The organism is Pseudomonas sp. GM17, assembly GCF_000282175.2.
GTDB lineage: Bacteria > Pseudomonadota > Gammaproteobacteria > Pseudomonadales > Pseudomonadaceae > Aquipseudomonas > Aquipseudomonas chlororaphis.
This window is the reverse complement of record NZ_CP124732.1, coordinates 3,040,970-3,061,109: the sequence shown is the minus strand read 5'-3', so window position 1 is coordinate 3,061,109 and position 20,140 is coordinate 3,040,970. Positions and strand designations below refer to the sequence as shown.

Annotated in this window: 18 protein-coding genes; 12 read left to right on the top strand and 6 right to left on the bottom strand. The window is 64.3% G+C overall.

Annotated features, from left to right (window positions below):
• Nucleotides 1–14: 14 nt before the first annotated feature.
• From PMI20_RS14010 to hpaI, 4 genes are all read left to right on the top strand, one after another.
• The gene (locus tag PMI20_RS14010) at nucleotides 15–404 is read left to right on the top strand and encodes a 5-carboxymethyl-2-hydroxymuconate Delta-isomerase (RefSeq protein WP_007923547.1); all 390 of its coding nucleotides are present in this window, start codon (nucleotides 15–17) and stop codon (nucleotides 402–404) included.
• 145 nt (nucleotides 405–549) lie between these two features.
• Nucleotides 550–1,857 carry an MFS transporter gene (locus PMI20_RS14005; RefSeq protein ID WP_007930760.1) on the top strand — a complete coding sequence of 436 codons (1,308 nt, stop codon included), beginning with the start codon at nucleotides 550–552 and terminating at the stop codon, nucleotides 1,855–1,857.
• A gap of 2 nt (nucleotides 1,858–1,859) precedes the next feature.
• Nucleotides 1,860–2,663: a 2-oxo-hept-4-ene-1,7-dioate hydratase gene (gene hpaH, locus PMI20_RS14000; RefSeq protein WP_007930762.1), complete on the top strand. Its 804-nt coding sequence runs from the start codon at nucleotides 1,860–1,862 to the stop codon at nucleotides 2,661–2,663.
• 11 nt (nucleotides 2,664–2,674) lie between these two features.
• Nucleotides 2,675–3,475, top strand: a complete 801-nt coding sequence (hpaI, locus tag PMI20_RS13995) for a 4-hydroxy-2-oxoheptanedioate aldolase (RefSeq protein WP_007930763.1) — start codon at nucleotides 2,675–2,677, stop codon at nucleotides 3,473–3,475.
• 135 nt (nucleotides 3,476–3,610) lie between these two features.
• On the opposite strand, the gene PMI20_RS13990 is transcribed toward hpaI, so the two are convergent.
• Both PMI20_RS13990 and PMI20_RS13985 read right to left on the bottom strand, forming a co-directional pair.
• Entirely contained in the window at nucleotides 3,611–4,753 is a 1,143-nt protein-coding gene (locus PMI20_RS13990) for a glycerate kinase (protein ID WP_007930764.1), read from the bottom strand.
• Nucleotides 4,754–4,984: 231 nt separating this feature from the next.
• Complete coding sequence (locus PMI20_RS13985; RefSeq protein WP_007930765.1) at nucleotides 4,985–6,118, bottom strand: sugar diacid recognition domain-containing protein; 1,134 nt, start codon at nucleotides 6,116–6,118, stop codon at nucleotides 4,985–4,987.
• A 324-nt stretch (nucleotides 6,119–6,442) separates the two neighbouring features.
• On the opposite strand from PMI20_RS13985, the gene PMI20_RS13980 reads away from it, so the two are divergent.
• Both PMI20_RS13980 and PMI20_RS13975 read left to right on the top strand, forming a co-directional pair.
• Nucleotides 6,443–7,753, top strand: coding sequence for an MFS transporter (locus PMI20_RS13980; RefSeq protein WP_007930944.1), 1,311 nt, complete (start codon nucleotides 6,443–6,445; stop codon nucleotides 7,751–7,753).
• A gap of 215 nt (nucleotides 7,754–7,968) precedes the next feature.
• Nucleotides 7,969–9,870 carry an acyl-CoA synthetase gene (locus tag PMI20_RS13975; RefSeq protein WP_007930942.1) on the top strand — a complete coding sequence of 634 codons (1,902 nt, stop codon included), beginning with the start codon at nucleotides 7,969–7,971 and terminating at the stop codon, nucleotides 9,868–9,870.
• 253 nt (nucleotides 9,871–10,123) lie between these two features.
• On the opposite strand, the gene PMI20_RS13970 is transcribed toward PMI20_RS13975, so the two are convergent.
• Nucleotides 10,124–10,534 (bottom strand): VOC family protein, encoded by a 411-nt coding sequence (locus tag PMI20_RS13970; protein ID WP_007921777.1) that lies wholly within the window; start codon nucleotides 10,532–10,534, stop codon nucleotides 10,124–10,126.
• A 161-nt stretch (nucleotides 10,535–10,695) separates the two neighbouring features.
• Between PMI20_RS13970 and PMI20_RS13965 the strand changes: the two genes are divergently transcribed.
• From PMI20_RS13965 to rarD, 3 genes are all read left to right on the top strand, one after another.
• Nucleotides 10,696–11,595 (top strand): LysR family transcriptional regulator, encoded by a 900-nt coding sequence (locus PMI20_RS13965; protein ID WP_007921776.1) that lies wholly within the window; start codon nucleotides 10,696–10,698, stop codon nucleotides 11,593–11,595.
• 103 nt (nucleotides 11,596–11,698) lie between these two features.
• Entirely contained in the window at nucleotides 11,699–12,706 is a 1,008-nt protein-coding gene (locus PMI20_RS13960; protein WP_007921775.1) for an aldo/keto reductase, read from the top strand.
• Nucleotides 12,707–12,892: 186 nt separating this feature from the next.
• Nucleotides 12,893–13,774, top strand: coding sequence for an EamA family transporter RarD (gene rarD / locus PMI20_RS13955; RefSeq protein WP_007921774.1), 882 nt, complete (start codon nucleotides 12,893–12,895; stop codon nucleotides 13,772–13,774).
• 113 nt (nucleotides 13,775–13,887) lie between these two features.
• Here rarD and hpaR read toward each other — a convergent pair whose 3' ends face one another.
• The 3 genes from hpaR to PMI20_RS13940 all read right to left on the bottom strand — a co-directional run bounded on the left by hpaR (nucleotide 13,888) and on the right by PMI20_RS13940 (nucleotide 16,745).
• On the bottom strand, nucleotides 13,888–14,310 hold the full coding sequence (gene hpaR / locus PMI20_RS13950; RefSeq protein ID WP_007921772.1) for a homoprotocatechuate degradation operon regulator HpaR: 423 nt from the start codon (nucleotides 14,308–14,310) through the stop codon (nucleotides 13,888–13,890).
• 144 nt (nucleotides 14,311–14,454) lie between these two features.
• Nucleotides 14,455–15,531, bottom strand: coding sequence for a 4-hydroxyphenylpyruvate dioxygenase (gene hppD, locus PMI20_RS13945; protein ID WP_007921770.1), 1,077 nt, complete (start codon nucleotides 15,529–15,531; stop codon nucleotides 14,455–14,457).
• Between the two features lie 266 nt (nucleotides 15,532–15,797).
• Nucleotides 15,798–16,745, bottom strand: coding sequence for a DMT family transporter (locus tag PMI20_RS13940; protein ID WP_007921768.1), 948 nt, complete (start codon nucleotides 16,743–16,745; stop codon nucleotides 15,798–15,800).
• Nucleotides 16,746–16,824: 79 nt separating this feature from the next.
• Here PMI20_RS13940 and PMI20_RS13935 point away from each other — a divergent pair, with 79 nt between their 5' ends.
• The 3 genes from PMI20_RS13935 to PMI20_RS13925 all read left to right on the top strand — a co-directional run bounded on the left by PMI20_RS13935 (nucleotide 16,825) and on the right by PMI20_RS13925 (nucleotide 19,970).
• Nucleotides 16,825–17,700: a LysR family transcriptional regulator gene (locus tag PMI20_RS13935; protein ID WP_007921766.1), complete on the top strand. Its 876-nt coding sequence runs from the start codon at nucleotides 16,825–16,827 to the stop codon at nucleotides 17,698–17,700.
• A 120-nt stretch (nucleotides 17,701–17,820) separates the two neighbouring features.
• A complete protein-coding gene (locus PMI20_RS13930; protein ID WP_007921763.1) occupies nucleotides 17,821–19,359 on the top strand; it encodes an EAL domain-containing protein in 1,539 nt (512 codons plus the stop codon).
• A 245-nt stretch (nucleotides 19,360–19,604) separates the two neighbouring features.
• Nucleotides 19,605–19,970, top strand: coding sequence for a histone-like nucleoid-structuring protein, MvaT/MvaU family (locus PMI20_RS13925; protein WP_007921761.1), 366 nt, complete (start codon nucleotides 19,605–19,607; stop codon nucleotides 19,968–19,970).
• Nucleotides 19,971–20,140 lie beyond the last annotated feature (170 nt).

The following is a 20,140-nucleotide window of genomic DNA, read 5'->3' as shown; positions in this document are numbered from 1 at the left end:
GCAAGGAGGATCACATGCCGCATTTCATCGCTGAATACACCGACAACATCGAGCAAGCCGCCGACCTGCCAGGGCTGTTCGAGAAGGTCCATGACTGCCTCGGGGCCAGCGGCGTGTTTCCGCTGGGTGGTATCCGCAGCCGCGGCGTGCGCCTGGACACCTGGCGCATGGCCGACGGCAAGCACGACTATGCCTTCGTCCATATGCGCCTGCAGGTCGGCGCCGGGCGCGACCTGGCGACAAGACGCAAGGTCGCCGAGGAACTGTTCGAGATCATCAAGGCGCACTTCGCCGAGCTCCAGGCCCAGCGCCTGCTGGCGCTGTCGTTCGAGATGAGCGAGCTGGATGCCGAGCTGAACTTCAAGCACAACAACGTGCATGAGTTTCTCAAGCGGCAAGCCTGACCTGTAGCCGCTGCCGCAGGCTGCGATAAGGCCGAAGGCCTTCAGCGAGCTTGAAGTCGCTGCGGCCGTCCCGGCCGATCGCAGCCTTCGGCAACGGCTACAGAGTCCGTGCCCTATCGACAAGAACAATAAAAGAGACCCGCCCATGTCCAGCTCGACCCTTGCCCTGCCCAGCGCGGTGGAGACCAACGACACCTATCGCCGGATCACCTGGCGGCTGATGCCCCTGCTGTTCACCTGCTACATCTTCGCCCACCTGGATCGCATCAACATCGGCTTCGCCAAGTTGCAGATGACCCAGGACCTGGGCTTCAGCGACAGCGTCTACGGCTTCGGCGCCGGCCTGTTCTTCATCGCCTATGCGCTGTTCGGCGTGCCCAGCAACCTGGCTTTGGACCGGATCGGGCCGCGCCGCTGGATCGCCACCCTGATGGTGGTCTGGGGCCTGCTGTCCAGCGCCATGCTACTGGTGGACAGCGCCGCCGGCTTCTACCTGTTGCGCTTTCTGCTGGGGGTGGCCGAGGCCGGGTTTTTTCCCGGCATCCTGGTGCTGCTCAACCGCTGGTTCCCAGCCAGCCGCCGCGGCCAGGTGACCGCGTTGTTCGCCATTGCCGTGCCCATGGCCGGGGTGATCGGCGGGCCGCTGTCGGGCTGGATTCTCGAAAGCTTTCACGACCTGGGCGGGATGCGCGGCTGGCAATGGATGTTCCTGATCGAAGGCCTGCCGGTGGTCCTGCTCGGCCTGGTGGTGCTCAAGGCGCTGCCGGAAAGCATCGACAGCGTCGGCTGGCTGAGCGCCCCACAAAAGCAGCAACTGCACGCGGCCCTGAGTGAGGAGGAACAGCACAAGCCGATCACCCGCTTCGCCGGCATCCTCCAGGACAAACATATCTGGCTGCTGGTGTGCATCTATTTCGCAGTGATGCTGGCGGTCAACACCATCGCCTTCTGGATGCCGACCCTGATCCACCACGCCGGCATCGCCCGCGACAGTCGCGTCGGCATGCTCAGCGCCCTGCCGTACCTGGCCGGCTGCCTGTTCATGATCGGTGTCGGCCGTTCCTCCGACCGCCTGCGCGAACGGCGCTGGCACCTCGGCGTGCCGCTGCTGATGTCCAGCCTCGGCCTGATCGTCGCAGGCGTCGCCCCGGACAACGCCTGGCTGGTGATGACCGGGCTGCTGGTGGCCGGCATGGGCGCCAGCGCCGCGCTGCCGATGTTCTGGCAACTGCCACCGGCCTTTCTCGCCAGCAACACCCAGGCCGCGGGGATCGCCCTGATCAGTTCCTTCGGCAGCATCGCCGCCTTTCTCGCGCCCTACCTGATCGGCGTGGTCCGCGACGCCACCCAGAGCGCCAGCCTCGCCCTGTATGCCCTGGCCCTGCTGATCGCCCTCGGCGCCTGGCTGGTATTGCGGGTGCCAGCCCTTATCGTCAATCCCCAGGAGAAATAACCATGCTCAGCCTTTCGGACATCCAGCAGGCCGCCGCCCGCCTCGACGCCGCCGAACGCAACCGGGAACAGATCGCCCAGCTGTCGCTGGAGTTTCCCGGCATCACCATCGAGGACGCCTACGCCATCCAGCGCAGTTGGGTGGAACACAAGATCCGAGCCGGGCGCAAGCTGGTCGGGCACAAGATCGGCCTGACCTCGCGGGCCATGCAGGTGTCGTCGAACATCACAGAACCGGACTTCGGCGCCCTGCTGGACGACATGCTGTTCGAGGAAGGCAGCGACATTGCGTTCCAGCGCTTTATCGTGCCGCGGGTCGAGGTGGAACTGGCGTTCATCCTCGGCAAGCCGCTCAAGGGCCCGAACTGCACGCTGTTCGATGTGCTCGACGCCACCGAATGGGTGATCCCGGCCCTGGAGATCATCGACGCGCGCATCCAGCAGGTCGATCCGCAAACCCAGGTCACGCGCAAGGTGTTCGACACCATCTCCGACAACGCCGCCAACGCCGGGGTAGTCATGGGCGGCCGCGCGGTGCGCCCCAACGATATCGACCTGCGCAAGGTGCCGGCGGTGCTCTATCGCAACGGCGTGATCGAGGAGTCCGGGGTGTCCGCCGCGGTACTCAACCATCCGGCCAAGGGCGTGGCCTGGCTGGCCAACAAACTGGCGGCCTACGACGTCGGCCTGGAGGCCGGGCAGATCATCCTCGGCGGCTCCTTCACCCGCCCGGTGGCGGCCCGCCCCGGCGATACCTTCCACGTCGACTACGATCAGCTCGGCAGCATCGCCTGCCGTTTTGTCTGAGGAGAACGCTCATGCAACTGCCGATCAATCATTTCAAGCAACGCCTGCGCCAGGACGCGCCGCAGATCGGCCTGTGGCTGGGCCTGGCCAATGCCTATTGCGCGGAGCTGGCGGCCAACGCCGGTTTCGACTGGCTGCTGCTGGACGGCGAACACGCGCCCAATGACCTCAACAGCCTGCTCGGCCAGTTGCAGGCCATCGCGCCCTACCCGGTGCAAGGCATCATTCGCCCGCCGGTGGGCGACACCGCGCTGATCAAGCAACTGCTGGACATCGGCGCCCAGACCCTGCTGATCCCCATGGTCGAAAGCGCCGAGCAGGCCCGGCAACTGGTGCGCGCCATGCGTTATCCGCCCGCGGGCATTCGTGGTGTCGGCAGTGCCCTGGCCCGGGCCTCGCGCTGGAACAGCATTCCCGGTTACCTGGACCAGGCCGACGAGCAGATGTGCCTGCTGCTGCAGATCGAGAACCTCGAAGGCCTGGCCAACCTGGATGCCATCGCCGCCCTGGACGGGGTCGATGGCCTGTTTATCGGCCCGGCCGACCTCTCGGCGTCCATGAGCCATCGCGGCAACCCGGGGCATCCCGAGGTGGTCGCGGCGATCGAGGACGCCATCGCGCGCATCCGCAAAGCCGGCAAGGCGGCCGGGATCCTCAGCGCCGACCGGACATTGGCGCAGCGCTATATCGAGCTGGGAGCGAACTTCGTCGCCGTGGGAGTGGATACCACGGTGCTGATGAAGGGCTTGCAGGGCTTGCTGGGGCAGTACAAGGAGGTGGCGACGCCTACCTCGGGTGGCGGGGTCTACTAACCCCTGTAGCCGCTGCCGAGCTCGCGAGGCTGCGATCGGTCGCGTAGCGGCCGCAACGGGGCCAACGCGGTTATCCAGACCCAAAGCAATCACAGGTTTTGCGCCTTGTAGGAGCGAGGCTTGCCCGCGATGGCGTCAGCCCTGGCGCGCCGCCAGGCGCCAGACCCGGGCGATGTCCGCAGCCCTGTCGCGCAACAGGCGCGGGGCCTCGGCACAGGCCTGCTCCAGGGTCATGGGGCCGCTGGCCAGGGCAAAGGCCGCATCCACCCCGTGCTCATACATCTGCTCGTAGCCCTCGCCCAGGGTCCCGGCGATCACGATCACCGGCACCTGGTGCTGCTTGGCGATGCGCGCCACGCCAAAGGGGGTCTTGCCGCGCAGGGTCTGGGCGTCGAAGCGACCTTCGCCGGTAATCACCAGGTCCGCGCCCTGCACGGCCTCGGCCAGCCCCACCAGCTCGGCCACCACGTCCACCCCTGGACGAAACCGCGCGCCGAGGAACGCCTTGGCGGCGAACCCCAGGCCACCGGCGGCGCCGCTGCCCGGTTCGTCGCGCACGTCCTTGCCCAGCACCCGCGCGGCCTGGTCGGCGAACTGGCCGAGGGCGCGGTCCAGTTGTTCGACCTGCTGCGGCGACGCGCCCTTCTGCGGGCCGAAAATCGCCGAGGCGCCGTGAGGACCACAGAGCGGGTTGTCGACGTCGGCGGCGATCTCGAAACGCACCTCGGCCAGGCGTGGATCGAGGTGGCTCAGGTCGACCCGCGCGACCCGCGCCAGGGCCAGGCCGCCCAGGGGCAAGACCTGGCCATCGCGATCCAGCAGGCGCACGCCCAGCGCCTGCAAGGCACCGCTGCCGGCGTCGTTGGTGGCGCTGCCGCCGATGGCCAGGATCACCCGCCGCGCGCCGGCATCCAGGGCCGCGCGGATCAGCTCGCCGGTGCCGAGGGTGCTGCTGGTACAGGCATCGCGCTGGCCCGGCGGCACCAGTTGCAGGCCACTGGCCTCGGCCATTTCGATGATCGCGGTGTGACTCTGCGGCAGCCAGCCCCAGCGCGCCTCCACCGGCGCGCCCAGCGGTCCCTGGACCCGGGTGGTGCGCAACTGGCCCTCGCAGGCATCGAGGATCGACTCCACGGTGCCTTCGCCGCCGTCCGCCATCGGGCACTGGATCAGCTGCGCGTCCGGCCACACCCGCGCCAGCCCGTCGGCGATGGCGCTGGCCACGCCAGAGGCACTCAGGCTGTCCTTGAAGGAGTCGGGGGCGATGATGATTTTCATGGGCTATCTCCGGTTCTTATGGCGCCCATGCTGCCAGTTGGCCGCGACCTTGACCCCGGTCCGCTGCACAAGTGTGGGGCGGCTTTATTGTTCATTTTCACAATCATAGGAGCCAGACGCAGTCCTGTAGGAGCGAGGCTTGCCCGCGATCAAGGCGCCGCGGTGTATCAGGCCCACCGCGGCGAGGCCATCGCGGGCAAGCCTCGCTCCTACAGGGGTGGGCGCAACGTTTTAAGCCTTGGTGGCGGGTGCATCGGTCTGCGGCAACAGTTGCACCCCCAGGTACAGCGCCAGCATGCCGTCGAGCTTGAGCGGGTCGACGCCGCTGAGCTCGGCGATGCGTTCCATGCGATAGCGCAGGCTGTTGCGGTGGATGCCCAGGGCGTCGGCGCAGGCCTGGCTCTGGCCGTCGTGGTCGCACCAGCTGCGCAGGGTCGCCAGCAGCTGGCCATTGCTGTCCTTGGCGATGACCTTGCGCAAAGGGCTGAGCAACTCGTCCAGGGCATCGTCATTGCGGTGGCGCCAGAGCATCACCGGCAGGCGGAAACGATTGAGGGTCAGCAAGCGCGACTGGGGCAGCACATCACGGCCATAGGCGAGCAAGTCGCCGACCCGCCGGTAGCAACGGCGCAGCCCCGCCAGCCCGTCGGCCTGGCCGCCCACGGCGATGCGCAGGATGTTCCAGCCCAGGCTGTCGAGCTTTTCCAGCAGTCGCGGGTTATCGACACTCAGGGTCGCCGGCCGGCACCACAGCAACGAGGACTTGGCCGAGCTGACACACCAGCTGTCCGGGTAACGGGACATCAGCCAGGCACTCAGGGCCTCGACGGTCTGCGCCCCGCCCTCCTGGGGCTGGCCCAGTTCGAACAGATAAGGCGTGCGCGGCAACTGCGGCTTGAGGCCCATCTGCTGCGCCTCGTCCACCAGCCGCGGCGAATCCCCACTGTCACTGAGCAACAGCGCCAGCAAGTCGTCGCAACGCTGGCGGCGCCATTGCTGTTCGGCCTGCTGGTGGCGCTGGCCCACCAGCATCTCGGCGGTCATGCGCACCAGCTCGGCATAGGTGCGCAGCAGTTCCGGCTCGCCGGTGATGCCCAGCACGCCGATCAGCCGCTGGTCGTGCAGCAGCGGCAGGTTGATCCCCGGCTGCACGCCCTTGAGGTGCTTGGCGGTCTGCGCGTCGATCTCCACCACCCGGCCGTTGGCCAGCACCAGTTGCGCGCCTTCGTGGCGGGTATTGATGCGCTCGGGCTCGCCGCTGCCAAGGATCAGGCCCTGGCTGTCCATGACGTTGACGTTGTAGGGCAGGATGGCCATCGTCCGGTCGACGATATCCTGCGCCAGGTCGTGATCCAGTTCGAACATAGCGGCGTGATCCTAGGCTCTCTACGAAAAGTGGCTGCACTCGGCCATGCTGCGTTAAAAACAGGCTCGGAATGCTCATTTAGGCCCCTAAACTCCGCTTCCTCGCCTGTTTTTGCCTTGCCTGACCTTCGCTCGCCGACTTTTCGTACAGACCCAACGAAAGCGGGCTCGGGTGCGATGGCGAAGGCTTGTTCACCGGCACAGGGGATGCCGGCAAAGCCTGTGCGCCGGCACAAAGACAGCGGCCCATGGGGTGACCGAGACTCTCGGGGCGATCAACGTTAACCTCGCATCGCAAAAAATCATAATAAAGAGAGACACGCCATGTCACAGAGCGCCGCTGCCACCCTGGCCACCGATGACGATAAAAACGCCGTCTACAAGCGCATCACCCTGCGCCTGATCCCCTTCATCTTCATCTGCTACCTGTTCAACTACCTGGACCGGGTGAACGTCGGCTTTGCCAAGCTGCAGATGCTCGATGCCCTGAAATTCAGCGAAACCGTCTACGGCCTGGGTGCCGGGATCTTCTTCATCGGCTACGTGCTGTGCGGCGTGCCGAGCAACCTGGCGCTGAACAAGTTCGGCCCGCGGCGCTGGATCGCGCTGATGATGATCGCCTGGGGCACGTTGTCGACCTGCCTGCTGTTCGTCACCACCCCGACCCAGTTCTACAGCCTGCGCCTGCTCACCGGCGCCGCCGAAGCCGGCTTCTTCCCCGGCGTGGTGCTGTACCTCTCGCAGTGGTTCCCGAGCTTTCGCCGCGGGCGCATCATGGCCCTGTTCATGTCGGCGATCCCGGTATCCGGCCTGCTCGGCAGCCCGTTCTCCGGCTGGATCCTCAACCACTTCGCCGCGGGCCAGGGCGGCATGGCCGGCTGGCAGTGGATGTTCCTGCTGCAGGGTATCCCCACGGTGATCCTCGGCGCCCTGGCGTACTTCCTGCTCAATGACAACTTCGCCCACGCCAAGTGGCTGAACCCGCAGGAACGCGCGCTGCTGGAAGCCGACCAGGCCGAAGACGCCGCGAGCAAGCCACGCACCAGCGGCGACTCCCTGGCGGCGGTGTTCAAGAACCCGGCCATCTGGGCGTTCGGCCTGATCTACTTCTGCATCCAGAGTGGCGTGTACGCCATCAACTTCTGGCTGCCGTCGATCATCAAGAACCTCGGCTTCAGCGACAACCTGGTGATCGGCTGGCTCAGCGCCATTCCCTATCTGCTGGCGGCGCTGTTCATGCTGATGGTCGGTCGCTCGGCCGACCTGCGCCAGGAACGCCGCTGGCATTTGGTGGTACCGATGCTGATGGGCGCCATCGGCCTGCTGATCGCGGTCAACTTCGCCGCCAACCCGACCCTCGCCATCCTCGGCCTGACCATTGCCACCATGGGCGCCCTCACCGGCCTGCCGATGTTCTGGCCGGTGCCGACCGCGCTGCTCAGCGCCGGCGCCGCCGCGGGGGGCCTGGCGCTGATCAACTCCATGGGCCAGATGGCCGGCTTCCTCAGCCCCTACATCGTCGGCTGGGTCAAGGACAGCACCGGCTCCACCGACGCCGCGCTGTACCTGCTGGCCGGGGTCATTGTCGCGGGCAGCCTGCTGGCGCTGCGCATGACCCGCACGCTGAAACGCTGAGCCATACCTCCGAGCCTGCCACCGGGCCTGCCCTCTGGCGGGCCCGGCTTCCCGGGACAAGCCGCGGGTTTGTCACCGCCTCGCTACAAAAAGCAACAGCCGACCTCAGCGCCCCCGTGGTATATCGGACAGACGTCCGGCCGCGGCAGTTTTCCATTGGCTGGATCGATTGATGACTCCCTCGCAGACCTTACCGAAGGAAGACCCACACGATCATGACCGCGCCCATCTCCCTCGCCCGCCTCGGCGATATCCAAGCCCTCGAACAACAGCAGCCCCTGGCCCAGCGCAATCTTCCCGCCAGCACCTATGAACTGTTGCAACGCTCGGCCAGCCGTTTCGGCGAGCGCACCGCCCTGACCTTCCTGCCCCAGGGCAGCATTCAGGACCAGCCCTGGAACATCAGCTACGCCGAGTTGTTCGCCCAGGTCACCCGCACCGCCAACGCCCTGCACCGGCTGGGCATCCGCCCGGGCAAGGCGGTGTCGTTCCTGCTGCCCAACCTGCCGCAGACCCATTACGTGATCTGGGGCGGCGAGGCCGCCGGGATCGTCAACGCCATCAACCCGCTGCTGGAGCCTGCGCACATCGCCGAACTGGTCCGCGCCTCGCACACCACGGTGCTGGTGACCCTGGCGCCCTTCCCCGGCACCGACCTCTGGCAAAAGGTCGCCAACCTGCGCGAACGCCTGCCGGAGCTGGAGGCCATCGTCACCATCGACCTGGCCAACCTGCTGCCCGAGCCGCAACGCAGCGCGATCCAGAGCCAGCGCCCGGCGATGCCGGAGGGCGTGCTGGACTTCGACAGCCTGCTCGCAGCCTGCCCCGCCGACCACCTGGAAAGCGGCCGGGTGATCCAGCCGGACGACATCGCCTCGTACTTCCACACTGGCGGCACCACCGGCACACCAAAACTGGCGCCCCACAGCCACCTCAATGAAGTGGCGATGGCCGAGATCATCAGCCTGCACGGCGACTACGACAGCAACGATGTGCTGCTCTGCGGGCTGCCGCTGTTCCATGTCAATGGGGTGATGGTCACCGGCCTGTCCGCCTTCCACCGCGGCGCCCGGGTGCTGCTGGCCGGCCCCCAGGGCTACCGCAACCCGACCCTGATCAAGGATTTCTGGCAGTTGGTGGAGCGTTATCGGGTCAGCTGTTTCAGCGGCGTACCGACCATCTATGCCGCGTTGCTGCAAGTGCCCAATGACGGCATCGATGTCTCCAGCCTGCGTTTTGCCGTGTGTGGCGCCGCGCCCATGCCGGTGGAACTGATCCGTCAGTTCGAAGCGCGTTCGGGGCTGAAGATCATCGAGGGCTACGGCCTCACCGAAGGCACCTGCGCCACCAGTTGCAACCCCCAGGACGGCGAGCGCCGCCCCGGCTCCATCGGCCTGCGCCTGCCGTACTGCGAGGTCAAGATCGCCGTGCTCGACAGCGGCGGCCATTACCTGCGCGACGCCGCCACCGACGAACCCGGCAACGTCTGCCTACGCGGGCCGACAGTGTTCAAGGGTTATCTGCAGGCCGACAAGAACCAGGGCCTGTGGCTCGACGGCGGCTGGTTCAACACCGGTGACCTGGGGCGCATCGACCGGGACGGCTACATCTGGCTGACCGGACGCAGCAAGGACCTGATCATCCGCGGCGGCCACAACATCGACCCGCAGATGATCGAAGAAGCCCTGCACCGCCATCCGGCCGTGGCCATGGCCGCGGCGGTGGGCAAGCCGGACATCAAGGCCGGCGAGCTGCCGGTGGTGTACGTCCAGCTCAAGGCCGGCGCCAGCGCCGACCCGGCCGAATTGCTGGAGCACGCCGCGCGGCATATCCATGAACGGGCCGCGCTGCCCAAGGACGTCTGGCTGCTCGAGCAGATCCCCTTGACGGCCGTGGGCAAGACCTTCAAGCCGGCCCTGCGCCTGGACGCCATTCGCCGGGTGTTCGAAGACGAGGTGCGCCAGGTTGCCGAGGGCATCCGCGTCGAAGCCCTCAGCGACGAGCGCCATGGACAACGGGTGGATATCCATGTGCCCGGCCTGGATGCCACCCGCCGTGCGGCTCTGGAGCAGCGCCTGAGCGGTTATGCGGTGCGCTACCAGTTGCATTCGGCCTGAATTGCCGGCGGCCCCGGCCATCGGGGTCGCCGCGCTTCAAGGCATTCACCTGTAGCCGCTGCCGCAGGCCGCGATCGGTTTGGGCGGCACTTCGTGCGAAGCAGCCGTGACCGGAGAGAAGCCGTTTTGCTGACAGACCGCGTCATGGCTGATGGCGAGTCCTGCGGCCTCGATCGCAGCCTGCGGCAGCGGCTACAGTTTCGGCTTCTGCGCTGACGGATGCTTGCGCCCCCCGTATTGGCGTGGCCATGTTTCAGGCCGGCGCGCCGCCATCCGCCGCATAGCGATACCCCGGATGCAGGTCGGGGCTCGCCGGTGCATCCAGTTCCAGCACCAGGCCACCCGGTATCCGCACGAAAATCTGCCAGGTGCCGTCCTGCGGTACTTGCGCCACCTGATGCGGCAGGCCGCTGGCCTGGACCCTCTGCAATACCTGAGCGGCATCCTCCTCGGTCCTGAAGGCGATATGGCTGAGCGCGGTCTCGGCGAAGGTCGGTTGTTCGATCACATGCACCAGCGCCTGCCCGTCCTGGTACAACCAGCGTCCGGGAAAGGGAAACGGCGGGCGCCGTCCAGCCTGCAGCCCGAGCAGGGCCTGGAATGCCTGCTGCAAGGCATCGCCCTCGGCGGTGTTGAAGGCCAGATGGTCGAAGTGCCAGGTCATGACACACCTCCGCCACCGATGACGGCGGTGCGATCCGGCAAGAACGTACTGAGCGTTTTCATGGGGTCACCCTGGTGCGATGGAAGTGACTGCATATTCTCAGCTTGATAATCGAGGAAAAATCCCGGTAAAACGCAAAGATCTTTAAAGGATTTTTAGCAATGAGCTCGATTCTCGACCTTGAAGTCTTCGTCCGTACCGCCGATTCCGGCAGCATTTCCGCCGCCGCCCGCAGCCTGGAATTGACCCCCGCCGCCGCCAGCATCGCCCTCAAGCGCCTGGAAACCCGCCTGGGCATGCGCTTGCTGGCGCGTTCGACCCGCAGCATGCGCCTTACCGAAGAAGGCCGGCGCTACCTGGACAGCGTGCGCGTGGCGCTGGCGGCCCTGGCGGAGGGCGAACAGGCGCTGAAGCAACAGAGCCAGGGCCTCAGCGGCGTGCTGCAACTGGCGGCGCCGTCGGACTTCGGGCGCAACCTGCTGCTGCCCTGGCTGGACGACTTCAAGCGCGAACACCCGCATATCCGCCTGCAACTGTTGCTCAACGACCGGCACAGCGACCTGTTCCGCGAGACCGTCGACGTCGCCCTGCGCTTCGGCGTACCCAGCGATTCCAGCCTGGTGGCCCTGCCGATCCTGCCCCGGCATCACCGGCTGGCTTGTGCCAGCCCCGATTACCTGGCGCGCCACGGCACCCCGCAGACGCCCGCCGAACTGGGCGAGCACAGTGCCCTGATCTATCTGCGCAACGGTCGCCCCTACAACAGCTGGCATTTCAGCCGCGACGGCGAGGTGCAGGAGGTCCAGGTGCGCGGCGACTACCTCAGCGACGACGGCGAAGTGGCGCGGCGCTGGGCCCTGGCCGGCCATGGCATCGCTTACAAGGCCTGGCTGGATGTGGCCAGCGATATCCGCGCCGGGCGCCTGGTGCCCCTGCTCGGCGACTGGCAAGGCGAAAGCGTGCCGCTCAACCTGCTGTGCCCGCACCGTTTGCAGGTCTCGGAACGGGTGAAGGTGCTGCAACGCTTTTTGCAGGCCCGCTGCCAGCTGCTGGCCGGATAATTCAGATTGCCCCCTACGCCCGTTCTGGTATTTGATGGGCGTCCCATGACCGGTCGCTGGCCGTTGTCGCGCCGGCCTTACCTCACGCACAAGGATTTCGTACATGAGCTATCGCATCCTCGGCCATTCCGGGCTGCACGTGTCCCCCCTGACCCTCGGCACCATGATGTTCGGCGAACAGACCAGTACCGAGGACTCCCTGCGCATCATCGACAAGGCCTGGGACCAGGGCATCAATTTCATCGACACCGCCGACGTCTACACCAGCGGCCGCTCCGAAGAGATCGTCGGCGAAGCCATCGCCAGCCAGCGTGACCAATGGGTGCTGGCGACCAAGGTCGGCTTCGGCCCCGTCGATGGCGTGCCCAACCGCAGCGGCCTGAGCCGCAAGCACATATTCAATGGCATCGACGCCAGCCTGACCCGCCTGGGCACCGATTACATCGACATCTACTACCTGCACCGCGAAGACCACAACACGCCGCTGGAAGTCACGGTGTCGGCCATCGGCGACCTGCTGCGCCAGGGCAAGATCCGCTACTGGGGCCTGTCCAACTACCGCGGCTGGCGCATCGCCGAGGTGATCCGCGTCGCCGACCGGCTCGGCGTCGACCGGCCGGTGATCAGCCAACCGCTGTACAACATCGTCAACCGCCAGGCCGAGACCGAACAGATCACCGCGGCCCAGGCCTACGGGCTCGGCGTGGTGCCCTACAGCCCGCTGGCCCGTGGCGTGCTCAGCGGCAAGTACGCGCCGGATGTCGCCCCCGACAGCAACAGCCGCGCCGGGCGCCAGGACAAACGCATCCTGGAAACCGAATGGCGCGTCGAGTCGCTGCGCATCGCCCAGCAGATCCAGCAGTACACCCAGGGCCGCGGGGTCGGCATGGTCGAGTTCGCCATCGCCTGGGTGCTGAACAATGCCGCGGTCAGCTCAGCAATCGTCGGCCCGCGCACCGAGGAACAGTGGGACGCCTACACCAAGGCGCTGGACGTGAAGATCAGCGCCGAGGATGAAGCCTTCATCGACTCGCTGGTCACCCCGGGGCATGCCTCGACCCCGGGCTTCAACGACGTCAGCCACTTCGTCTCCGGACGCACGCCACGCTGACCTCCCCCACAGCGGTGGCCCCTTCCGCGGGCCACCTGCTGCCGCGCTGCCGGTCAGTGGCGGCAAACGGGATATTTTCCCGTAACTTGCGATAAATCCGAGTAAACGTCTCGCGCCAAACCCTCTATATTCCCCGCAGTTTTTCCCTCCATCCCATTTGCCTGGTTCAGGTCACACGAGGACAGCTTGTCTAAAGGTATTGCTCTATCGGTCTTGGCGTCGGTGCTGTTTGCCGTCATGTATTTCTACACCTCCTTGCTGGCCCCGCTGACCGGGGTGGAGATTTTCGGCTGGCGCATGCTGCTTACCGCCCCATGCATGACGGTATTCATGCTGGTGAGCGGCGAATGGCGGCATGTCGGCGCGATCCTCAAGAGACTGCTGGGCCAACCGCTTCTGCTGCTGGCGCTGCCGCTGTCCGCGGCGCTGCTCGGGGTGCAGCTGTGGCTGTTCATGTGGGCACCGTTGAATGGCTACAGCCTGGATGTGTCGCTGGGGTATTTTTTGTTGCCGCTGACCATGGTCCTGACCGGGCGCATCGTCTATGGCGAACAGCTGTCGCGGCTGCAAAAGATCGCCGCCGGCCTGGCGACCCTGGGGGTGCTCAACGAGCTATATCAGGTGGGCAGTTTTTCCTGGGCGACCTTATTGGTGGCCATCGGTTATCCCGTCTATTTCGTGCTGCGCAAACGCCTGGCCGCCGACAACCTGGGCGGCCTGTGGCTCGATATGGCCCTGCTGCTGCCGATCGCGCTGTGGTTCGTGCAAGGCGGCGAGCAGGGTTTTGCCGTGGTCGATCAACACCCCTGGCTGTACCTGCTGATTCCGTTGCTGGGGTTGATCAGTGCTTCGGCGCTGGTGGCCTATATCATCGCCAGCCGCCTGCTGCCCTTCAGCCTGTTCGGCTTGTTGAGCTATGTCGAACCGGTGTTGCTGCTGGCCGTGGCCCTGCTGCTGGGGGAAAGCATCAAGGCCGGGGAATGGCTGACCTACCTGCCGATCTGGCTGGCGGTGCTGGTGCTGGTGTACGAGGGGTTCAAGCACTTGATGCGTCAGCGCAGAAGCTGACGCGGCTGTTGCTGTTGTAGGAGCGAAGCTTACTCGCGATGAATGCGACCCGGATCACCTGTTGCTCCGAGTTGTCGGCATCGCGGGCAAGCCTCGCTCCTACGGAAGATGGGTCAGGGTTTGATCTGCTTCAGTTCGTTGAGCAGGGCCAGCAAGGCCTGCATCTTCTCCTCGCCGAACTGCTGCTGGATGCGCTGGTAGTTGATTTCCATGTCGCCGCTCATGGACTCGAAACAGGCCTCGCCCTTTTCCGTCAGGGTGATGAACAGCCGGCGCTGGTCCTCGGGGGATTTGCGCCGGCTGACGTATTCGTCGCGCTCCAGGCGGGTCAGCACGCCCGTCATGCTCGGCGGCAGGATGCAGGCCATTTTCGCCAGTTGATGACTTTCCAGTTCGCCGTTCTGGCGCAGGATGCGGATCACCCGCCACTGCTGCTCGGTCAGGTCGTGCTGGTTGAGGGATGGGCGAAAAAACGCCATGGCCGCTTCGCGGGCCTGGAGCAGGGTCAATGTCAGGGAAGGTCTTGGGTTGGTCATGTGCGGGTCGTTCACAGGGCTGGATGGCGACGCGGAGCGTCACAAAGGCCGAACATTAACACATTCACAATCGCCAACCGACAGGCAAGAAAAAGCCCGGTCGAGAATTCCCCGACCGGGCTCGATTGTCAGGCAGGCCGCGACTTAGTCGGTGGACAGCACGCCACGACGGACCTGGTCGCGCTCGATCGATTCGAACAGTGCCTTGAAGTTGCCTTCGCCGAAACCATCGTCGCCTTTACGCTGGATGAATTCGAAGAACACCGGGCCCATCAGGGTTTCCGAGAAGATCTGCAGCAGCAGGCGCTTGTCGCCCTCTTCCGAGGAACCGTCCAGCAGGATGCCCCGCGACTGCAGCTCGTTCACCGGCTCGCCGTGGTTCGGCAGGCGGCCTTCGAGCATTTCGTAGTAGGTATCCGGTGGCGCGGTCATGAAGCGCATGCCGATCTTCTTCAACTGATCCCAGGTCTTGATCAGGTCGTCGGTAAGGAAGGCCACGTGCTGGATGCCCTCGCCGTTGAACTGCATCAGGAACTCTTCGATCTGTCCGGCGCCCTTGGACGACTCTTCGTTCAGCGGGATGCGGATCATGCCATCGGGCGCGGTCATGGCCTTGGAGGTCAGGCCGGTGTATTCGCCCTTGATGTCGAAGTAACGGATCTCGCGGAAGTTGAACAACTTCTCGTAGAAGCCGGCCCAGTAAGCCATGCGCCCGCGGTACACGTTGTGGGTCAGGTGGTCGATGATCTTCAGGCCGGCGCCTTTTGGATGACGGTCGACGCCTTCCAGGAACACGAAGTCGATGTCATAGATCGAGCTGCCTTCGCCGAAGCGGTCGATCAGGTACAGCGGCGCGCCGCCGATGCCTTTGATCGCCGGCAGGTTCAGCTCCATCGGGCCGGTTTCGATGTGGATCGGCTGGGCGCCGAGCTCCAGGGCACGCTTGTAGGCCTTTTGCGAATCCTTGACGCGGAACGCCATGCCGCACACCGACGGACCGTGCTCGGCGGCGAAGTACGAAGCGACGCTGTGAGGCTCGTTGTTGAGGATCAGGTTGATCGCGCCCTGGCGATACAGGTGCACGTCTTTGGAGCGGTGGGTCGCGACTTTGCTGAAACCCATGATCTCGAAGATCGGCTCGAGGGTATTGGGAGTAGGCGATGCGAATTCGATGAATTCAAAGCCCATCAGGCCCATCGGGTTTTCGAAGATATCTGCCATGGTTGGCGCCTCATCATGCTTTTAGAATCAATAGCTTGGAATTAACGGATCGTTAGTTGCTAGCAATGCTGAGGCAGGCAGGTGGCGCGCAAGAGATGCCCCGCACGCTGCGCGCGAGGAAGTCACCGTAAATCAGTTGAAACCCGAGAATCTTCATGTCGACCCTTGTCTTACCGGCTGGGGGGCGAGGCTTCTGCTGCCAGAAGACTTTATTATTGTATGCGTAACCAGATTCTACACAGCGTAAAACTATTTGTCCGCACTCTCTATAAAATCCGCTTTTTTTCCAGGCTCGCAAGGGGTTTGTTGCACTGGTAAATGCCCCACAGGATCAACCCGCCGCCCAGGCACATGGCCAGGCTCAGACGCTCGTCCAGCAGCAGCGCGCCAAGGATCACCGCGGTCAGCGGATTGAGCGCGATAAACACCCCCGAGCGGGTCGCGCCGATCTTGCGCAGGCCGTCGTAATACCAGATATACGCCAGGGCCGAGCCCAGCACGCCGAGGTACAGCAGGCTCAGGCCCTGCTCCAGGGTCAGGCTCGACAGCGCTTCGAACCGTACCTCGCCGCGCAGGGCCGCGGTGCTGCAGAGCATTGCCGTGCCCAGCAGGATCGAATAGGTCACGGTCTGCAAGGGGCCCAGGGTCTGGTTCAGGGTGCGCGAAAACAACGAATAGACGCCCCAGCCCAGCACGCAGCCGAAAATCAGCAGGTCCCCGCGCCAACTGCCCGGCCCGCTGGAGAAGGCCCCCGGGTCGCGGCTAAGGATCACCACCCCCGCTCCCCCCAGGCACAAGGCAATGCCGAACAGCTTGGCGCCACTCAAGCGCTCCTTGAACAGCGCCCAGGATGCCAGGGCGATCACCGCCGGATTGAGGGCGACGATCAACGAGGCACGCGAGGCATTGATCGACTGCAGGCCCTCGAAGAAACACAGGTTGTAGAAAAAGATCCCGAAAAAACCCAGCAGTGCCAGCTGGGCGAACTGCGCCAGGCTCGGGCGCACCATGGCAATCCGGGCGATCGCCATGAACAGTAGCAAGGCCAGGCTGGCCAGGAGAAAACGCAGGCTGGCGGCCAGCAAAGGCTCCAGGGTGCCGGCCAGCAGGCGCCCGGCGACGAAGGTGCCGCCCCAGATCATGGTGACCGCCGCCAGTTTGCAATACACCGGCCAATCGGAAGGCCCGGCACAGGTTTGATCGACAGTTTTCATAAGGCCCCGAGGCGCGGATAAAGGAAGGTTCGGGTATTCTTCGGCTAATGCCCGATCATCGTAAAATGAGCTTTTACTCATGACCCTGAGCCAACTGCAGATCTTCTCCCTGGTGGCCGAGCTCCGCGGTTTCACCAGCGCCGCCAGCCGGCTGGGCATCAGCCAATCCGCGGTGTCCCACGCGCTCAAGTCCCTGGAGCAGGAGTTGGGGGTCGAGCTGATCCGCCGACATCAGTCGCTGGTGGAGCTCACCGATATCGGCCAGCAATTGTTGCTGCGGGCCCGCGCCATCCTCGGCCTGGCCGCCACCATGGAACAGGAAGCCGCCGATGCCCGCGGCATGAAACGCGGCACCTTGCGCATCGGCTCGTTCGGCCCGACTTCGTCGATGAAACTGCTGCCGGCAATCCTCCAGCGTTACCGCCAGGCCCATCCCGGTATCGAGGTGCACATCGACGAGGGGCCCGACCGCCAGGTACTGCAATGGCTGGAGGAACGGCGCATTGATGTCGGTTTCGTGGTACTGCCCCAGGAACGCTTCGATTGCTTCGCCCTGGTGGAAGACCAGATGGTGGCGCTGATCCCCAGCCAGCATGGGCTGGCCAGCAAGGACTCGGTGAGTCTCGCCGAGCTGTGCGACGACCCGTTCATCCTCACCGAGGCCGGTTCCGCCGAACTGGTTTCCCGGCTGTTCCTCGCGGCCAGGCTCAGCCCCAACATCCGCTATCGCAGCTCGCAACTGCTCAGCACCCTGGAGACCGTGGCCCGCGGCGAGGCCCTGACCCTGGTCGCACAATTGTCGCTGCCCGAGGCCAGCGACCCACGCTACCTGATCAAGCCGCTGTCACCTCCCGCCCGGCGCCAGGTAGGGCTGGCGGTGCTGGACCGGCGGCAATCGTCACCAGCGACCCTGGCCTTTATCGAGCAGGCACGGAGTCTGTATCGCGGTGACTGAGCGCAACCCGGAGGCGCCGTCTATCATGCCCATGGACCGGATGCCGCCGGACCTGCCGCCATACCGCCCAGCGGCTTTTGAGCGTTCTCTGGCCCCCACTTCGCCACAGGTTTTTCCTCCATGCCATTGACCGCCAAAGGCCCGTTGAAACGCTCCACCCGCAACCTGCGAACCCTGCTGATCGGCTTGCTGCCGGTGGTGCTGGGCGTGGCGATCCTTTATATGCAGGCCGAACGCGCGCTGACTCACAGCAGCCAGCAGACTGCCGAGGAAGCGATCCGCCAGTTCGACCTGATGCTCGATAACGCCGACCTCGCCGCCCGGGCACTGATGGCGCAAGTCGGCCAGCCCTGCGACGACTTCCGGCAACTGGCCCTGCGCGAACAGGTGACCCGCCGCCCGTTCGTGCGCTCGACCAATCTGGTGTGGCGCAATGACAATTACTGCAGCTCGCTGCTCGGCCCATCCTCGTTCCTACTGGACCCGGCGGACTATGTCGACGGCAAGTTGTGGTTGATGGACGGCAACCAGGTCACGCCCAACACCGCGCTGCTGGTCTATCGCCTGCAAGAGGGTGAACGCGCGGTCCTGGCCACCATCGACGGCTATCACCTGAGCAACGCCTTGCGCCTGATCAGCCGCTTTGCCGAACTGCAACTGCAAGTCGGCCCCTACTGGCTGGCCGACGATGGCCAGGTCCATGAATCCATCGCTCCGCCGCCTCCGGTCACCCCTTATCAGATGGCCTCTTCGCGCTACCCCTACAGCGTCAATGTGGGGTTCCCCGAAGGCGATATCTGGCTCTACATGAAGTCCCAGTACCCTGCCCTGTTCAGCCTGCTGATCTTCTTCGGGGTGCTGGCGGCGGCCCTTGGCCACTGGCTGCAAAAACGCTCGTCGTCGCCCAGCCATGAACTGCAGCGTGCCCTGGAAGCGGCGGAGTTCATCCCGTACTTCCAGCCCGTGGTGCGCGGCGACACGAAACAGTGGGCCGGCATCGAAGTGCTGATGCGCTGGAAACATCCCCGGGAAGGCCTGGTGCGTCCGGACCTGTTCATTCCCTTCGCCGAGCACTCCGGTCTGATCGTGCCCATGACCCGTTCGCTGATGCAGCAGACCGCCCTGCTGCTGGCGCCTCACGCCCATACCTTCATCGACGACTTTCATATCGGCATCAATATCACCGCCAGCCATTGCCAGGACCTGGAGTTGCTGGAGGATTGCCGGCAGTTTCTCGGCATGTTCCCACCGGGCAAGGTGAAGCTGGTCCTGGAACTGACCGAACGCGAACTGATAGAACCGACCGCGATCACCCACAGCCTGTTCGAGGAACTGCACAAGTTGAGGGTAATGATCGCCATCGACGACTTCGGTACCGGCCATTCAAGCCTGGGTTACTTGCGCAAGTTCAATGTCGATTACCTGAAGATCGATCAGAGCTTCGTGGCCATGATTGGAGTCGACGCCCTGTCCCGGCACATACTCGACAGCATCATCGAACTCTCGGGCAAGCTCGAACTGGGGATAGTCGCCGAGGGCGTGGAAACAGTGGAACAACAGGACTATCTGGCCGCCCACGGCGTCGACTTCCTGCAGGGCTACTTATTCGGCAGGCCAATGCCCGGGGAAGAATTCCTACAAGCACTGGCGCGCCACTAAATAGCCATTTTTCATGAAGATTTATTGAACTCGGTAATTGTTTCGCGCACCAATTTGAATCAGAAGATGACAAATTGCGTGCATCAACAACGACGTGATTTACTTGCGCCAGATTAACTACTACAATTTTTCAAGCCTGTACAAGATTCACAGGTGGGCCATTATAATCGAGTCGTTCTAAGGCTCTTGGCTTATAGCTTTGTTTGCGGTTGGTATCAGCCAAATACACTATTGGAGTAAAGATATTGTCCAGACTCGCTGAATTTCGTGCAGCAGAAAAGGCCCTTCAAGAACAGCTCGCCCAGCTGGAATCCCTGAAGAACGACGCCGGACTCAAGAAAGAAATCGAGTTCGAAGAAAAGCTCCAGGGCCTGATGAAGACCTACGGCAAAAGCCTGCGCGACATTATCGCCATTCTCGATCCTAATCCGGGCAAATCCGCTCTGCCGCTCTCGGGCGCGCCGAAAACCCGTCGTGCACGCGTGGTCAAGGTTTACCAGAACCCGCACACCGGCGAGTTGATCGAAACCAAGGGCGGCAATCACCGTGGCCTTAAAGCCTGGAAAGAACAGTACGGCGCCGCCACTGTAGATTCCTGGCTGCGCGGTTAAGCAACCGATGTATATAAAAGACCCTGCCAATGCAGGGTCTTTACCTTTAAGCCAAGGCTCTTTGTTTCGAAATCGAATAAGTTGCAGCCCATAGATTGCCTGAGCGGCCATAAACACCCAGTCGGAACTGCACCTGCCTACCAATCCCCCTGCTTGATCCTACAACTTTG

Excerpts from the sequence above, each read along its gene's own strand:
- PMI20_RS14010 (WP_007923547.1), top strand. The coding sequence starts at position 15 with ATGCCGCATTTCATCGCTGAATACACCGACAACATCGAGCAAGCCGCC.
- PMI20_RS14005 (WP_007930760.1), top strand. The coding sequence starts at position 550 with ATGTCCAGCTCGACCCTTGCCCTGCCCAGCGCGGTGGAGACCAACGAC.
- hpaH (WP_007930762.1), top strand. The coding sequence starts at position 1,860 with ATGCTCAGCCTTTCGGACATCCAGCAGGCCGCCGCCCGCCTCGACGCC.
- hpaI (WP_007930763.1), top strand. The coding sequence starts at position 2,675 with ATGCAACTGCCGATCAATCATTTCAAGCAACGCCTGCGCCAGGACGCG.
- PMI20_RS13990 (WP_007930764.1), bottom strand. The coding sequence starts at position 4,753 with ATGAAAATCATCATCGCCCCCGACTCCTTCAAGGACAGCCTGAGTGCC.
- PMI20_RS13985 (WP_007930765.1), bottom strand. The coding sequence starts at position 6,118 with ATGTTCGAACTGGATCACGACCTGGCGCAGGATATCGTCGACCGGACG.
- PMI20_RS13980 (WP_007930944.1), top strand. The coding sequence starts at position 6,443 with ATGTCACAGAGCGCCGCTGCCACCCTGGCCACCGATGACGATAAAAAC.
- PMI20_RS13975 (WP_007930942.1), top strand. The coding sequence starts at position 7,969 with ATGACCGCGCCCATCTCCCTCGCCCGCCTCGGCGATATCCAAGCCCTC.
- PMI20_RS13970 (WP_007921777.1), bottom strand. The coding sequence starts at position 10,534 with ATGACCTGGCACTTCGACCATCTGGCCTTCAACACCGCCGAGGGCGAT.
- PMI20_RS13965 (WP_007921776.1), top strand. The coding sequence starts at position 10,696 with ATGAGCTCGATTCTCGACCTTGAAGTCTTCGTCCGTACCGCCGATTCC.
- PMI20_RS13960 (WP_007921775.1), top strand. The coding sequence starts at position 11,699 with ATGAGCTATCGCATCCTCGGCCATTCCGGGCTGCACGTGTCCCCCCTG.
- hpaR (WP_007921772.1), bottom strand. The coding sequence starts at position 14,310 with ATGACCAACCCAAGACCTTCCCTGACATTGACCCTGCTCCAGGCCCGC.
- hppD (WP_007921770.1), bottom strand. The coding sequence starts at position 15,531 with ATGGCAGATATCTTCGAAAACCCGATGGGCCTGATGGGCTTTGAATTC.
- PMI20_RS13940 (WP_007921768.1), bottom strand. The coding sequence starts at position 16,745 with ATGAAAACTGTCGATCAAACCTGTGCCGGGCCTTCCGATTGGCCGGTG.
- PMI20_RS13935 (WP_007921766.1), top strand. The coding sequence starts at position 16,825 with ATGACCCTGAGCCAACTGCAGATCTTCTCCCTGGTGGCCGAGCTCCGC.
- PMI20_RS13930 (WP_007921763.1), top strand. The coding sequence starts at position 17,821 with ATGCCATTGACCGCCAAAGGCCCGTTGAAACGCTCCACCCGCAACCTG.